Raw genomic sequence first — 14,641 nt, 5'->3', positions numbered from 1 at the left:
ACCCAGTCTGATTTGGAACTCGTCTATGATATTTTTGGAGAGGCGGGTATGGAACTGCCTCAGCCTGCCCAAAAAGGCGATTTGTTCGATATTGCATCTTGGCATGAGCAAGCCTTGACCATGGATGTCGAAGATGTGGAAACTGGCTATACAATTGCCAATCCCGGTCGATTTATGGAGCAACTGGCAGGCGATATCTTTAGCGCTAATATCAAGTCTAATCTTTGGGGCTGGGCTGATACGCGTAGCACTTGGATGCTTGATTTCTGGTTGAATTTCGATCCACGGCTTTACTTTGTTCTTGTTTGTGTGTCCCCGCAGCAAATGCTCGCCAGCGCAATGAGTTCACAAACTAAGATCGGCTCCGTTGATGAGGTCATATATGCTTGGCAAGAACATTATCAGCAACTATTGCGCTTTCATCTCCGTAACCCGCAACGCAGTCTGCTGATTGACGCCCGCGAATGCGCTGAGAACCCCCATAAATTGATTAAGCGTTGTGCCGAGCAGTGGAAGTTGCAAATTGCAGCTCCAGCCATTGCAAGTTCCATCTACATTGCGCACGATTCCCTGGCTCTTTATTTGGCGCAGCAACTGTGTCAGGACTACCCGCAGACCGCCAGCTTACAGCATGAGCTAGCCGCCACGCTCACCCGCTTGTGCGAGACAGAGCAGCCCGTTAACGCTACGCCACTCTCGGCCGAACATATCATTGCCGACTACCGCGCCCTGCGGGATCGATCTGCCGAAATGGCGTTGTTGCAAGCGGCTCGTGAAGAACTCGAAGCGTATTTCCTAAAACACGAATCTACGCAAAAGCAGAACGATATCCTGTATGGTGAAGTCGCCATCCTTACCACAGCACACAACGAACAAAGCAAGCTCGCGGCGGAGCTTCAGACGGAAATTGACCAACTCGCCAAGAAGCATGATGACATCCTTGCCGGCCACGCGCAGCAGCAAAAAGACGCTGAGGCTCGGCTTAAGGATGCCGAGCAGGAAAACGCACTACTCCTGCTGCAACTTCATCAAGTGCAGGAAGAACTCGAAGCGTATTTCCTAAAACACGAATCTGCGCAAAAGCAGAACGGCACCCTGCAAGGCGAAGTCGCCATCCTCACCACAGCACATAACGAACAAAGCAAGCTCGCCGCCGAGCTTCAGGCGAAAATTGACCAACTCACCAAGAAGCATGACGACGCCATTGCCGACCACGCGCAGCAGCAACAAGACGCTGAGACTCGGCTTAAGGATGCCGAACAGGAAATCGCACTACTCCTGCTGCAACTTCAGCAAGTGCAGGAAGAACTCAAAGCGTATTTCCTAAAATATGAATCTGCTCAAAAGCAGAACGACACCATTGCCGGTCACGCGCAGCAGCAAAAAGACGCTGAGGCTCGGCTTAAGGATGCCGAACAGGAAAACGAACTGCTCCTGTTGCAACTCCATCAAGTGCAGGAAGAGCTCGAACACTATTTTCTACAACATCAGGATAAACAAAGAGAGTTGCAAAATACAGAGACCCGCTGGCAGCGTATGCTCCAGCGTAATCCGGACTATTGCGATTACGAGTCGATAGAAGTTTTTCCTGCTGAGAACGATGAAGATAACGCGACGATCTGGCGCCTGAAAAATCTAAATGCTGCCGGCCGCAGTCTGCCCGAGATAGAGTTCAAAACCATCATAGAGCAGGGTGTTGCGGGTTTTGTTTTTTTTCGTAAATCTGGCATTGATGGCATGCTCACTCGTTGGCCGGCCAATGCTGCAACTCAGGACGAACTTACGATCATTCCCATCGGCAAAGACGACATTCTACAACAGCGCATTGAAACCCTGCTTGATCTTGCTACCAGCGACTGGAACCTCCTTCATGTGCTGACTCGCTTGCTGGAAGGTATACTCGAACAACCTTCCTATCAGGCCATACCTGTCGGATTTAATGCAGAACCATTACATGCTGGATTGGGCAGGCTTAGGGAGGTCATCGAAAAATTCCCCGCGATATTTCGTTATGATCAAGTTGCCCTAAAAAGAGAACAAGTCAATCCCGACTACGAACACCTCTGGCTACGATTTAATAACGTAGTCTTCGGCAACAAGCGTTGGCCTGAATTCGAATTTCGCCTTTCTTGCGCCAACGTGCGCCCGAATCACTTCGGTGCCTATCCCAAACTCGAATTTCCCGAAGAGGCCTGCCATGCGCATTTCGAAGGCTGGTTCATCGAGTCTTATGATGATTTTGGAGCTAAGCTTGAATTACGTTTTGCCCTACCCGAATCTATGGATATGGACGTTTTGCAGCGTATTTCGGCAGGCGATCGCGGCTTCCTCAGTGTCCTTATTGTACGATTACCCGCCATACTTACCACTCTACAAAACAACGGCGTGCAACTGAAGCGTCCATGGGAAGACTGGATCAAAATGGCTAAGGAAATGCAGCGCATATATGTCTTGCGTATTGCTCCACACCCGGCACCCGCTGAAATACAGGCGAAATCCGGCTCAGAAGAACCCGTTTTAGCCAATCCTACCGTAGCCGCGTCAGCTAAACCCAAATCGGCTGTAACTACTAATACACGCAAGATCAAATGACACTGCCAATACCGAACAGAAATCTTAAAACGGCTTCGGCTCCCAGTTATATTGAGCTGCTGCGCCAGATCGTGCCGCCGAAAGCCGTTATCCACATAGGTGCCGGTACCGGCAATGGCGACATGCACCTCTGGCGGCAGTGGCATGTACCCTGTGCATTGATTCTTGATGCTGACGAAACACGGCTCGACTGGGCTGTCAAAATGACTATCGAAAACCCTGCTTGGCTGGTTCGATGTGCGGTACTTGCCGAAAGCGAAGGTGAAGCCGACTACTATAACGCTACTAATCCTGCCGAAGACGGCCTTATCCCACCCGAAAAGCTCGGTAGTCTTTGGCCTAATCTGCGCACGATTAAACAAATACGTTATCAGACCCAGCGGCTCGATAGTTTGTTGAACGATGAGACCTTTATCGCTTTGCAGCAGTCTTCATCAATCTGGACCCTGATTGATTGTCTGCCGGCTCTGCCTATTCTTCAGGGCGCGGGCAGCGAACTTGATCGTTGGAGCATTCTTTGGTTGCGTGTTCTGCTCAAGCCGCTAACTGAGGACCCAACTGTCGGCACACTCAAGGATATTGAAGTTTTTCTCAAGCCCCATGGCTATCGCTGTATTAATGTTACCGAAGGCAACCACCCAGATATCGGTGAGGCCCTGTTTGTGCGTGACTGGCATGCTGCGTTGACACCAGAGATCGAAAAGCTCGATCAAGAAAACGTTGCTCTTACTTCGGAAAAAGTAACGCTGGAGCAACTTATCTCTAAACAAGCAGAGCTGCGTAGTGATTTACAGAACGAAATCATCACGCTTAGTCAAGCACGCGATGAACAAACGAAGCTTGCGGTCGACCGGCAGTCGCGCATTGAAGCGCTGACGCAGGATCGATCTATACAAGCAGAGCTGCATAGCGATTTACAGAACGAAATCATCACGCTCAGCCAAGCCCGCGATGAACAAACGAAGCTGGCGGCCGACCGGCAGTCGCGTATTGACGCGTTGACGCAGGAGCGTGACGTCCACGCCCAGCAAGCGGAAGAGCGGCAAGGGCAGATCGAAGCTATCACCCAGGCCAACAGCACACTGGAGCAGGAAAAATCGGCGCTGATCGAGCGGCGCGATGCGCTGACGCATGAAGTTGCGACGCTCAGCCAAGCCCGCGATGAACAAACGAAGCTTGCGGCCGACCGGCAGTCGCGCATTGAAGCGCTGACGCAGGAGCGTGACGTCCACGCCCAGCAAGCGGAAGAGCGGCAAGGGCAGATCGAAGCTATCACCCAGGCCAACAGCACACTGGAGCAGGAAAAATCGGCGCTGATCGAGCGGCGCGATGCGCTGACGCATGAAGTTGCGACGCTCAGCCAAGCCCGCGATGAACAAACGAAGCTTGCGGCCGACCGGCAGTCGCGCATTGAAGCGCTGACGCAGGAGCGTGACGTCCACGCCCAGCAAGCGGAAGAGCGGCAAGGGCAGATCGAAGCTATCACCCAGGCCAACAGCACACTGGAGCAGGAAAAATCGGCGCTGATCGAACGGCGCGATGTGCTGACGCATGAAGTTGCGACGCTCAGCCAAGCCCGCGATGAACAAACGAAGCTGGCGGCCGACCGGCAGTCGCGTATTGACGCGTTGACGCAGGAGCGTGACGTCCACGCCCAGCAAGCGGAAGAGCGGCAAGGGCAGATCGAAGCTATCACCCAGGCCAACAGCACACTGGAGCAGGAAAAATCGGCGCTGATCGAGCGGCGCGATGCGCTGACGCATGAAGTTGCGACGCTCAGCCAAGCCTGCGATGAACAAACGAAGCTGGCGGCCGACCGGCAGTCGCGTATTGACGCGTTGACGCAGGAGCGTGACGTCCACGCCCAGCAAGCGGAAGAGCGGCAAGGGCAGATCGAAGCTATCACCCAGGCCAACAGCACACTGGAGCAGGAAAAATCGGCGCTGATCGAGCGGCGCGATGCGCTGACGCATGAAGTTGCGACGCTCAGCCAAGCCCGCGATGAACAAACGAAGCTTGCCGCCGACCGGCAGTCGCGTATTGAAGGGCTGACGCAGGAACGTGACGTTCACGCCCAGCAAGCGGAAGAGCGGCAAGCGCAGATCGAAGCCCTCACCCAGGCCAACAGCACACTGGAGCAGGACAAATCGGCGCTGATCGAACGGCGCGATGGGCTGATGCATGAAGTTGCGACGCTCAGCCAAGCCCGTGATGAGCAAGCGAAACTTGCGGCCGACCGGCAGTCGCGTATTGACGGGCTGACGCAGGAACGTGACGTTCACGCCCAGCAAGCGGAAGAGCGGCAAGCGCAGATCGAAGCCCTCACCCAGGCCAACAGCACACTGGAGCAGGACAAATCGGCGCTGATCGAACGGCGCGATGGGCTGATGCATGAAGTTGCGACGCTCAGCCAAGCCCGTGATGAGCAAGCGAAACTTGCGGCCGACCGGCAGTCGCGTATTGACGGGCTGACGCAGGAACGTGACGTTCACGCCCAGCAAGCGGAAGAGCGGCAAGCGCAGATCGAAGCCCTCACCCAGGCCAACAGCACACTGGAGCAGGACAAATCGGCGCTGATCGAACGGCGCGATGGGCTGATGCATGAAGTTACTAGGCTTAGCCAAATCAGTCAAGAGCAAACCCAAATTGCTACACAACTCAAAAATGAAGTTGATCAACTCCAATCCAAGCTGGAACAAAAAGAGAATCACATCACCAAGTTGGAAGCCGAATTTGCCGAGAGCGATGCCCGTCAGCGTATGCTAAATGAAGAGATGATCAAGGCCGAGGCTCAGATCGATCTGATTAAAGATGTGTTACTCAGAGAGCCGGGGCTATGAATCTTAACCGCGTTAGTTCCTTGTGTTGAAGATAGATGGCCGATGCTCAGCTGCTTAAGCTTATATGAATAACAATGAAGACCGATACATTATTCTACCGGCTATTCCAACGCAAGCCCGCATTAGCGTTAGAGCTTCTTGGCCTGCCATACAGAAACGACAGTTATCGGTTCGGTTCAGAAGAAATAAAGCAAACGGCTTTTCGTATAGACGGCTTGTTTACACCCATAACTGATGATCTGGAACTGCCGGTTATTTTTGCCGAAGTACAATATCAAGCGGATATTGATTTTTATGATCGGCTGTTCAGCGAAATAACCCTCTATTTACGCCTGCACAAACCGGGGCGTTCTTGGTTGGCATTAGTCATATACCCGGATCGCCGTACCGAAAAAGCAGCCAGCATCGAATTTGTACCGTTTATGAATTTGCCGCAATTACACCGAGTTTATCTCGAAGACTATCAAAACCAATCAGGATTAACGCCAACATTAGAATTGATACGCTTGATTGCCAGCCATAAACAACAGACAATAACTCTGGCGCGAGAATTATCAGGTCGACGCGATGAGATAGGCATGGAATGTCTGGATTTTATTGAAACTATTCTGGTCTACAAATTGCCGCATTTAAGCCGTGAGGAGATTAAAGCCATGTTAGCCTTAAACGATATTGAACTAAAACAAACCCGTTTTTATCAGGAAATTGCTGAAGAAGAACGACAAGAAGGCCTGCAAGAAGGCAGAAAAGAAGGCAGAAAAGAAGGCAGAAAAGAAGAATGCGTTGCGTTACTCACTCGTCAATTGCGTCGCAAATTCGGCGTACAACCGCAACTTGAGACCGCCTTGCAGCGTCTGCCCGAACTGCCGCTGGAACGATTGGAAGATTTGGCCGATGCGTTGCTGGATTTTACTAAAACTGATGAATTGCACGAATGGCTGCAAGGTATGCCCGACCTAAACAAACGGGCCTGACCCCTTTATTTTTTAATGACGGACTGCCCCAATAACTCAATGCGATTAACAAATTCCCAATTAACAATTATCAAGCAGACAGTGGCAAATATTTTGGGAATGGATGCCAATGTTTACTTATTCGGTAGCCGCGTAGATGACATGAAAAAAGGCGGTGACGTGGATTTGTTAATTGAAACGCAGATAGATTCAAAATTATTGGAAAAAATGAGATTGCAAAATGAGCTTGAAGCACAGCTACAACTACCTGTTGATTTAGTGATCACCCAATACGGCAAGCCACAAACCCCCTTTCAAAGGATTGCTTTTAAACACAGCATATTGTTATGACAGAACTTCTTGAAGCAGAAAAAGCGCATTTAGCACAATTACTTGAAGCGATTCAGCGGTGCGTGTATTTTTTAAATGCTGCTATTCAAAAATTACCTTTTCCATTACAAGGCTCAGAATTAGAACATCGTAAAAAAGAAGAAAACCTGTTTGAAACTTTATCGGCATTTAATGAGCGCTTTTCTAAGCTTCAAGATACCTTGGCGGCTGCAATGCGTCATGCACATTTGTTGGCGGGAGAAAATGCAAACAACTTTTTAAAAATACTCGCTTTCTACCAAAAACAAGAGGTTATTGTTTCAATTGAAGAGTGGCAATTATTAAGAACTGCGCGTAATTTAGCCGCACATGACTATGAAATAGATTATTTTCAAATCGCTGAGCATTTCAATACTTTGAATGAATTAACAACGGTTTTATATGTTGCCGCAAATAAATTTATATCTTTTTGTGAAAATCAATTAGCCATTAGACCAATAACGCCAGACTTTACTAAAGAATTTTTGGCTGTTATTGCCAGTTATCAATGCCCTAAAAATTAAAAATCTTTTTACGCTTGCACAAACCGGGTCGTTCTTGGTTGGCATTAGTCATATACCCGGATCGCCGTACCGAAAAAGCAGCCAGCATCGAATTTGTACCGTTTATGAATTTGCCGCAATTACACCGAGTTTATCTCGAAGACTATCAAAACCAATCAGGATTAACGCCAACATTAGAATTGATACGCTTGATTGCCAGCCATAAACAACAGACAATAACTCTGGCGCGAGAATTATCAGGTCGACGCGATGAGATAGGCATGGAATGTCTGGATTTTATTGAAACTATTCTGGTCTACAAATTGCCGCATTTAAGCCGTGAGGAGATTAAAGCCATGTTAGCCTTAAACGATATTGAACTAAAACAAACCCGTTTTTATCAGGAAATTGCTGAAGAAGAACGACAAGAAGGCCTGCAAGAAGGCAGAAAAGAAGGCAGAAAAGAAGGCAGAAAAGAAGAATGCGTTGCGTTACTCACTCGTCAATTGCGTCGCAAATTCGGCGTACAACCGCAACTTGAGACCGCCTTGCAGCGTCTGCCCGAACTGCCGCTGGAACGATTGGAAGATTTGGCCGATGCGTTGCTGGATTTTACTAAAACTGATGAATTGCACGAATGGCTGCAAGGTATGCCCGACCTAAACAAACGGGCCTGCCCTCTTTATTTTGCATACTGACAATGCCTGAAATATCGCGTTTTTTGGGAATTATCATTTACATGAACTGGGCTGATCATCCCTTGCCGCATTTTCATGCTCGCTACGGTAATTACGAAATTTCGGTTGAAATCGAATCGGGTGTTGTTCGTGGCGAATTTCCCAAACGCGCCCTTCGCGCCGTATTGGAATGGGCTGATTTGCATCAAGAGCAATTGATGCAGGATTGGAATCTGGCCACTCAGCGCAAACCTTTAATGCCTATTGAGCCACTGGAGTAAATAATGACTTTTTTGCATACAGTTTCTGTTGAGCCACAAGAAAACTACCGTTTGCGTATCGCGTTTAATAACGGCGTAGCGGGTGAAATTAATTTGATTGACGAACTTTGGGGTGAAGTATTTGAACCACTGCAAGATTCTCAGATGTTCAAAACCGCACATCAGCACGCTGAATTAGGCACCGTTGTTTGGGCAAATGGTGCCGATTTAGCGCCGGAATTTTTATTCGATTTACTACAAAAGCAAGCAACGTTTGCCAATAAAGCCACAGACACTGAAAAGTAATATGAGTGCACAAAAATTTTATCGCATTTCAAAAATAGTCTAATGAAAAACACTATGACTCAAATAATCTGCATGATCGGCCTAGGCTACATCGGCTTGCCAACCGCCACCCTTTTCGCCGCTAAACAATGCCAGGTCCTGGATATCGATGTCTAAAGGCGAACTGGAGCGAGAGTTTTACCTGCGTGCTACTGCAAAATTTGGTTGGACCAAAAGCGTGTTGCAGCACCAAGTCGATAATAAGAGTTACGAAAAATATTTCCTCAATCAGACCAATTTCGATCAAGCCTTAGCGGCCGAACTACATACTCAAGCGGTTCTGGCGGTCAAAGATCACTACACCTTTGATTTTCTCGACTTGGCAGAAAAGCACAGCGATCGCCAATTAGAGCAGGCATTGGTGCAAAATTTGCGCAGCTTTCTTGCCGACATGGGCGGGACATTTGCATTTATCGGTCACCAGCACCGTCTTGAAGTTGGCGGACAAGAGTATTTTATCGATCTCCTGTTTTTTCACCGCCGCCTGCGTTGCCTGCTGGCGATTGAACTAAAAGTGGGTGATTTCAAGCCCGAACACAAAGGCAAGATGGAGTTTTATCTGGAAGCGTTGGATAAGCAAAAACGGCTCCCAGGGCTCCCAGAAGAAAGCGCCCCCATCGGCATCATCATTTGCCGCAGCAAAAACAAAACAGTAGTCGAATACGCACTCCGCAACGCCGTGCGTCCATTGGGCGTGGCCACCTACGCTGTCGTTCCGCAATTGCCCGACGACTACAAGGCTGAATTGCCGAGTCCTGAGTTGATTGCCGAACGACTGCGTCTTTGGGACAAAATAGACGATGAGGATAAAGGGGCGAACCATGCTTAACACATTCCGCAGTCTCCTGCGCCGCTGGACTGGCCGTCCGACCCACGGTCACGCTACGCCAATGCCTGCGCCGAGTCCCTACGCCGCGCCGGAAAAAACGCCCCCCCGTCCCTTCAAGTTTCCCGAACAAATACATCTGCACTGGCATGTTAGCGACATAACGCAAATACCCGCGCAATTAACTTGGCATTCTCCTTGGTCGGTTGAGTTTAATGGGTTAAAATCGTCGCCCCAACCGACTACCCAAAGCCCTGCTTATGATCCCCACCTGCTCGACAACTCCCGCACCCAATGGCAGTTTGGCGACTGGGACAGCTTGGTTAAATTGCAGCGCGACAGCCTCGAACAGCACCCCGAACGCGCTAAACTCGCCTTGTTGGCCGCAGCCGGACATCAGCAAGTGGGCGATATGAACGCAGCACGCGACTTTGTGCAACTAGCGCGGGACTGGGGTTGTGATAAACAGCTGATCAGTCGGGTGTTGGTGGCTGGGGTTTATAATACTTTGGGTAAGGCGGCGGCGATTGGAGGGCAAGAGCAGCGAGCAATCAATCATTTTGAAAACGCAATCGCTGTGGCGCTACCTAAATCTGACATTCGCCTCCTGGGGCAGACGCGTATTATTCGTGAAACAGCCAAACTTGGTTTACTGCCACAAGCCGCACGTTTAATGGGTAAAGAATTGAAAGTGCTGAAGAGCTCTCCAAATCTAAACGCATCTCGACTCAAAATATTTGAAACCGAGCTGGAACTGCTTCACAGTGAACTTTCACTCGCACAACAACGGCAACAGTTGTTTCACCCCTCGTCGGCAGTAATCAACACAACTACAGCCGAAGGTACCCCGGCTTGGATTGCAAGCCTTAAAAAAAAATCGGTCTCACAGCTTGGACAGGATTTATGGGTGCTGGAAAAAACCGGTTACAAGCGCAACGGCTATTTTGTTGAGTTCGGAGCCACCGACGGCGTATTGCTGAGCAATACCTGGTTGTTAGAAAAAGAATTCGGCTGGAAAGGTATCTGCGCGGAGCCAAACCCTAAGTTTTTCGCCAAGCTTAAAACAAATCGCCAATGCACAGTATCCGAGCAATGCATTTCGGGAGAAACTGGCAAGCCGGTCGAATTTGTCTTTGCTGATGCGTATGGCGGCAGCCAGGAATATGCCAAGGAAGACATGCACGGTGAAAAACGTGCCGCCTATCGCACAGTCGGGCAAGTTGCTACCCTACCTACCATCTCGCTCGACGATTTTCTAATAGAACTGGGGGCGCCACGCGAAATCGATTACCTCAGTGTTGATACCGAGGGCAGTGAATTCGAAATTCTTAATGCGTTTCCATTTGAAAAATGGCACATACGATTGCTGACTATTGAACACAACTTTACCGCCCGCCGCGCCGACATCCGTATATTAATGGAACGGCACGGCTACCGTTGTATTGAACAGCAGTGGGATGATTGGTATGAGCTAGGGTGGCTGAAATGATGTACGTCAACCTTGGAATCATTGAGGGCTGTCTCAGTATTCTCCTTAGTAATGAGCATGTTTTAACTTATGCAAGTTTACATTTGAGATGACCGATACAAAAGGAGTCAGCGTTTTAAGCGGCCTAAGTTATTTCATGCACGTTCCTTATCTGAATAAAAATCATGTTAATCGCAACATCAATTAATCCGCAAACAAGAATTCAGCATCAGATCGACTGCTATCGAAAATGGAAAAAACTCGGATATCAGTACCTTACTTTCAATTCTATAGAAGAGGTTGGTGAGCTGAAGAAGATGGGAGTAGATGATACAGATATCTACATTATTGAAGATGAATCTACTGCTCAAAAAATTCATGGTTTTAAAGCTCCACGGATCAAGTCAGTTTTAGACATATTAGTGAATAAGGTATCCCCAAACTTCTTAATACTGACAAACTCTGATATTTATCCAAATGCCCGTAAGCTGATGGACATGCTGCCAAATGTTGTTTTGTGCGCTGCATTTACCAGGCGAGAAATATTTTCTATTGATTTATGTGATTTTGGGCCAATAAAACAATATCGTGGTGGCCTGGACATATTTTCATTTGGTTTGACTCAACTGAAAAAACTATGGGCACTTATCAAAGATGACGTTCTGGCGGATAGAATGGCTTTTGGTGTCCCTGGTTGGGATTTCTATCTAGGCGGATTGATTTTGTCGGATGCAATGCAAGGAAAAATTCTCGATGGAACCGTATTTTGTCATGTATCACATTTGACAACTTATCGTCACGTTAAGGAGTTTGAACATTACGTGGCAAGAATGAAGGGCATGGGGGTGGTCGAGTTTTCCGTTCATCAAGATGCTGTGGCCGAATTTGCGGCTCGTATTGAGCAGGAGTGCAAACTAAACCACAGGCTGTCAACTTTATTGCATCTTATCTATCATGACAATTCGAAAAAAGATGGTCTGAATATTGAGTCAAGTGATATTGAATTCAATATGGCGGACTTGCTTAATGCGAATATTTTTCATAGGATGTCCGACGCCAGCCAATTGGTCAGAGAAGCCTTGACAGAAGAAATAAATCTTGTTGCCTTCAGATCATATTTTTGTAAAAGCCCATCTATCGAAATTCAATTTAGCCAGTATCTGGGCTGCCTGTATTTCTTGCTGTTTATAAAGAATAAAACTAAAACTCTGAAATTGACTTCAAAATATCCGCCTAATAATGCCCACAAAGCTGCAGTGAACAATGTACTCAAGTTGGTAAACCCATTGGAAGCTCGCTATTACTTAGTAGATATTTTTTGTACTGAAGTAATTGATAGTGGAATCTTTAACAAAAATCTTCTAAAAGCTGTCGCGCTCTCCTGCATTAATGATAGGGAGAGGTGGCTTGCTGCAGAAATCTCCAAATTAATCATGGAATATAGCTATGTTCGAACCGCTTAACCTTATGGCAAGACTTCCTTGGGAGTCCGATCTTTCAATAACTAGAGCTAATACAAACCTGCCTGGAGTTTCAATCGTTATCCCCATTTTTAATGCTGGAAATTTTCTAGAAAAGACATTGAGAAGTCTTCTTTGTAATGATTTGACGGGTTGTGAAGTGATCTTGATGGACGGCGGAAGTACCGATAATACTTCGAGTATACTCGGATACTATAAGGACATGTTCGACGTCTGTATTTCAGAAAGAGACGAAGGTCAATCTGATGCAATTAATAGGGGATTCGAGCTCGCTACTAAACCAATATTATATTGGTTAAATGGTGATGATATTATTCTTCCTAATGTTTTGACAGAAATGCGCGGCTATTTCGCAACCCATCCAGAGGCAGATGTTGTTGTTGGCAACGCATTCATGACTGAAATTGACTTTAAGCCGATTAAGCACTTCATATTTTGTGCAGAAAAGTTGAAATTCGAATATTTGATCGACTATGCATCCAATCACTTAATACAGCCTAGTGTCTTTTTTACAAAAGTGGCGTGGGAAAAATCAGGACCTTTGAAAAAAGAATTGCATTATGCGATGGATGCCGATCTTTTTATCGGCATGTCGAAGAACTTTACCTTTCATTATCTCGATTGTGATATTGCATACAGCGTTTACCACGAAGACTGTAAGACCCGAGGAAAGAGAGCGGAATCCATTACAGAGTTGGCGCTTGTACAGGCGCAACATGGTAGTTTTCAGTCAGCCCAAAAGACTCTTGATATATTAGTGGATATTTATCATCAGCTGGAAAGCTTAACACAATCAAGCGGCCAGGCTGGGGAATGCAAAAAATGTATTGTGATTGATGGTAAGCGAAAAGCACTTGACTTGGAATATAAAAAGAATCTGAACTTAGCTCTAATGGCAGAAATTGAAATACAATGAAATCTCATACCAAGATTGCCATATTATCCAGTGCCTCTGGTGGTGGGGCTGGTATCGCAGCTAAACGGATGTGTGACGCTTTGAGCCAACTAGAGGAATACAGTGCTGATTTTATTGATATAGCTGCTACTTGTGAGGTATTGCCAGATACTGTAACGCTAACGGAAAGTGCTTCAAATCGTGTTTTTACAGATACACATTTTACTGCTGAAAACACGGGGTTCGTTCGTGGTTGGATTGTTTCTCTGCTTAGTAATTACGATGTGATCAACGTACATTGGGCATCTTATCTTGTTACAACTTCAGAACTAATTGCATTGGCTAAAAAAGGAAAGAAGATTCTAATAACGATGCATGATTTTTATTACAGTACAGGCGGATGTCATTACCAAGCGGGCTGTACGGGGCAATTATTTTCATGTATTGGTTGTCCTCAGGTCGATACAAGATACTTTCCCTACACTTCGGTCATGGCAGCCTATAGGGAAAAGGTTGAACTGTTGAGCTATGGAAATGTTCACATCTCCGCGCCAAGCAAGTATCTTCTTGATGCGGTAGTGAACACAGGTATTATTCATCCAGCAAGTACTCATTTGATACGGAATATTTATACTGCAGAAGACCAGGATTTTACTGATAAGCAAGCGGTGAAATCACACATTATTCTTATTGCTGATTCGTTATCTGAAAAGCGTAAAGGTATGAGTTTGGCGATTGCCGCACTGGCTTTGGCTAACTCAAAGTACGATGGAGAAATTATTGTACATCTTGTGGGTCATGCTAATGATGATCTTAGACGACTTTGCACTGAGTTCAGAATTAATGCAATATTTCATGGTAGGATTGTTGAGCATGGGCAGTTAGTTGCACTCTACCGCAATGCTGGTATGTTGTTAACTTGTTCATATGAAGATAATTGGCCAAATATACTTGTTGAAGCTGGAGCTTATGGCGTGGTGCCAGTAGTTGGCAGCGGCCATGGATGTGAGGAATTTTGCAGATTTTTTAATATCGGTAGCATAGTAGACAACTACACGCCAAACTCATTCGCTGCTGAAATTCTAAATTGTATTGAGCTATATCCTAGCAATGAGATTTTGCATCAATTTTCCGTTGCTGTTCGAAATACGCATAGAGCGACGGACGTTATAAGTACATACACTGATGTGATTTCAAAAATTCCAACAAGCGAATGCTCGTTTATAAAACTAAATGATTTCTGTAAAGATATGAGTGTATTTTCAGAGAATTTTAAAGAATTTTCCCGTCTCCATGGTATCGTGAGACTTGAGCCAATTAAAGCTGGCCCTTTTTCGAGTCAATCACTTGAGTTCTCGGGCTACGGGTTCGCTTCCTTAACAACCACTCAGGTTACGAAATTGTAATTGTTAGTGCGAATTTTTTAAGCCTT

Annotated in this window: 14 protein-coding genes; all 14 read left to right on the top strand. The window is 46.9% G+C overall.

Annotation, left to right across the window (positions count from 1 at the left end):
- Positions 1-12: 12 nt before the first annotated feature.
- The 14 genes from V7051_RS01780 to V7051_RS01720 all read left to right on the top strand — a co-directional run bounded on the left by V7051_RS01780 (position 13) and on the right by V7051_RS01720 (position 14,615).
- Entirely contained in the window at positions 13-2,592 is a 2,580-nt protein-coding gene (locus V7051_RS01780; RefSeq protein WP_334181109.1) for a hypothetical protein, read from the top strand.
- The gene (locus tag V7051_RS01775; protein WP_333873171.1) at positions 2,589-5,432 is read left to right on the top strand and encodes a hypothetical protein; all 2,844 of its coding nucleotides are present in this window, start codon (positions 2,589-2,591) and stop codon (positions 5,430-5,432) included. Before V7051_RS01780 ends, V7051_RS01775 begins: the two co-directional genes overlap by 4 nt.
- 74 nt (positions 5,433-5,506) lie before the next feature.
- Positions 5,507-6,406 (top strand): Rpn family recombination-promoting nuclease/putative transposase, encoded by a 900-nt coding sequence (locus V7051_RS01770; RefSeq protein ID WP_334181108.1) that lies wholly within the window; start codon positions 5,507-5,509, stop codon positions 6,404-6,406.
- A gap of 81 nt (positions 6,407-6,487) precedes the next feature.
- Entirely contained in the window at positions 6,488-6,736 is a 249-nt protein-coding gene (locus V7051_RS01765) for a nucleotidyltransferase family protein (RefSeq protein ID WP_333873169.1), read from the top strand.
- The gene (locus tag V7051_RS01760) at positions 6,733-7,278 is read left to right on the top strand and encodes a hypothetical protein (RefSeq protein WP_333873168.1); all 546 of its coding nucleotides are present in this window, start codon (positions 6,733-6,735) and stop codon (positions 7,276-7,278) included. Before V7051_RS01765 ends, V7051_RS01760 begins: the two co-directional genes overlap by 4 nt.
- 38 nt (positions 7,279-7,316) lie before the next feature.
- Positions 7,317-7,955, top strand: coding sequence for a DUF2887 domain-containing protein (locus tag V7051_RS01755; protein ID WP_442919723.1), 639 nt, complete (start codon positions 7,317-7,319; stop codon positions 7,953-7,955).
- 2 nt (positions 7,956-7,957) lie between these two features.
- Positions 7,958-8,215, top strand: coding sequence for a DUF4160 domain-containing protein (locus V7051_RS01750; RefSeq protein ID WP_333873167.1), 258 nt, complete (start codon positions 7,958-7,960; stop codon positions 8,213-8,215).
- A gap of 3 nt (positions 8,216-8,218) precedes the next feature.
- Positions 8,219-8,500 carry a DUF2442 domain-containing protein gene (locus tag V7051_RS01745; protein WP_333873166.1) on the top strand — a complete coding sequence of 94 codons (282 nt, stop codon included), beginning with the start codon at positions 8,219-8,221 and terminating at the stop codon, positions 8,498-8,500.
- Positions 8,501-8,554: 54 nt separating this feature from the next.
- Positions 8,555-8,656 (top strand): hypothetical protein, encoded by a 102-nt coding sequence (locus V7051_RS24575; RefSeq protein WP_442919612.1) that lies wholly within the window; start codon positions 8,555-8,557, stop codon positions 8,654-8,656.
- Positions 8,649-9,368, top strand: coding sequence for a PDDEXK nuclease domain-containing protein (locus V7051_RS01740; protein ID WP_333873165.1), 720 nt, complete (start codon positions 8,649-8,651; stop codon positions 9,366-9,368). Before V7051_RS24575 ends, V7051_RS01740 begins: the two co-directional genes overlap by 8 nt.
- Complete coding sequence (locus V7051_RS01735) at positions 9,361-10,854, top strand: FkbM family methyltransferase (RefSeq protein ID WP_333873164.1); 1,494 nt, start codon at positions 9,361-9,363, stop codon at positions 10,852-10,854. The genes V7051_RS01740 and V7051_RS01735 overlap by 8 nt, the downstream gene beginning before the upstream one ends.
- A gap of 164 nt (positions 10,855-11,018) precedes the next feature.
- Positions 11,019-12,296, top strand: coding sequence for a hypothetical protein (locus V7051_RS01730; protein WP_333873163.1), 1,278 nt, complete (start codon positions 11,019-11,021; stop codon positions 12,294-12,296).
- Positions 12,280-13,230, top strand: coding sequence for a glycosyltransferase (locus V7051_RS01725; RefSeq protein ID WP_333873162.1), 951 nt, complete (start codon positions 12,280-12,282; stop codon positions 13,228-13,230). Before V7051_RS01730 ends, V7051_RS01725 begins: the two co-directional genes overlap by 17 nt.
- Positions 13,227-14,615: a glycosyltransferase gene (locus tag V7051_RS01720; protein ID WP_333873161.1), complete on the top strand. Its 1,389-nt coding sequence runs from the start codon at positions 13,227-13,229 to the stop codon at positions 14,613-14,615. Before V7051_RS01725 ends, V7051_RS01720 begins: the two co-directional genes overlap by 4 nt.
- Positions 14,616-14,641 lie beyond the last annotated feature (26 nt).

The organism is Methylobacter sp., assembly GCF_036845245.1.
Lineage (GTDB): Bacteria > Pseudomonadota > Gammaproteobacteria > Methylococcales > Methylomonadaceae > Methylobacter_A.
This window is presented reverse-complemented; position numbering and strand designations above follow the sequence as displayed.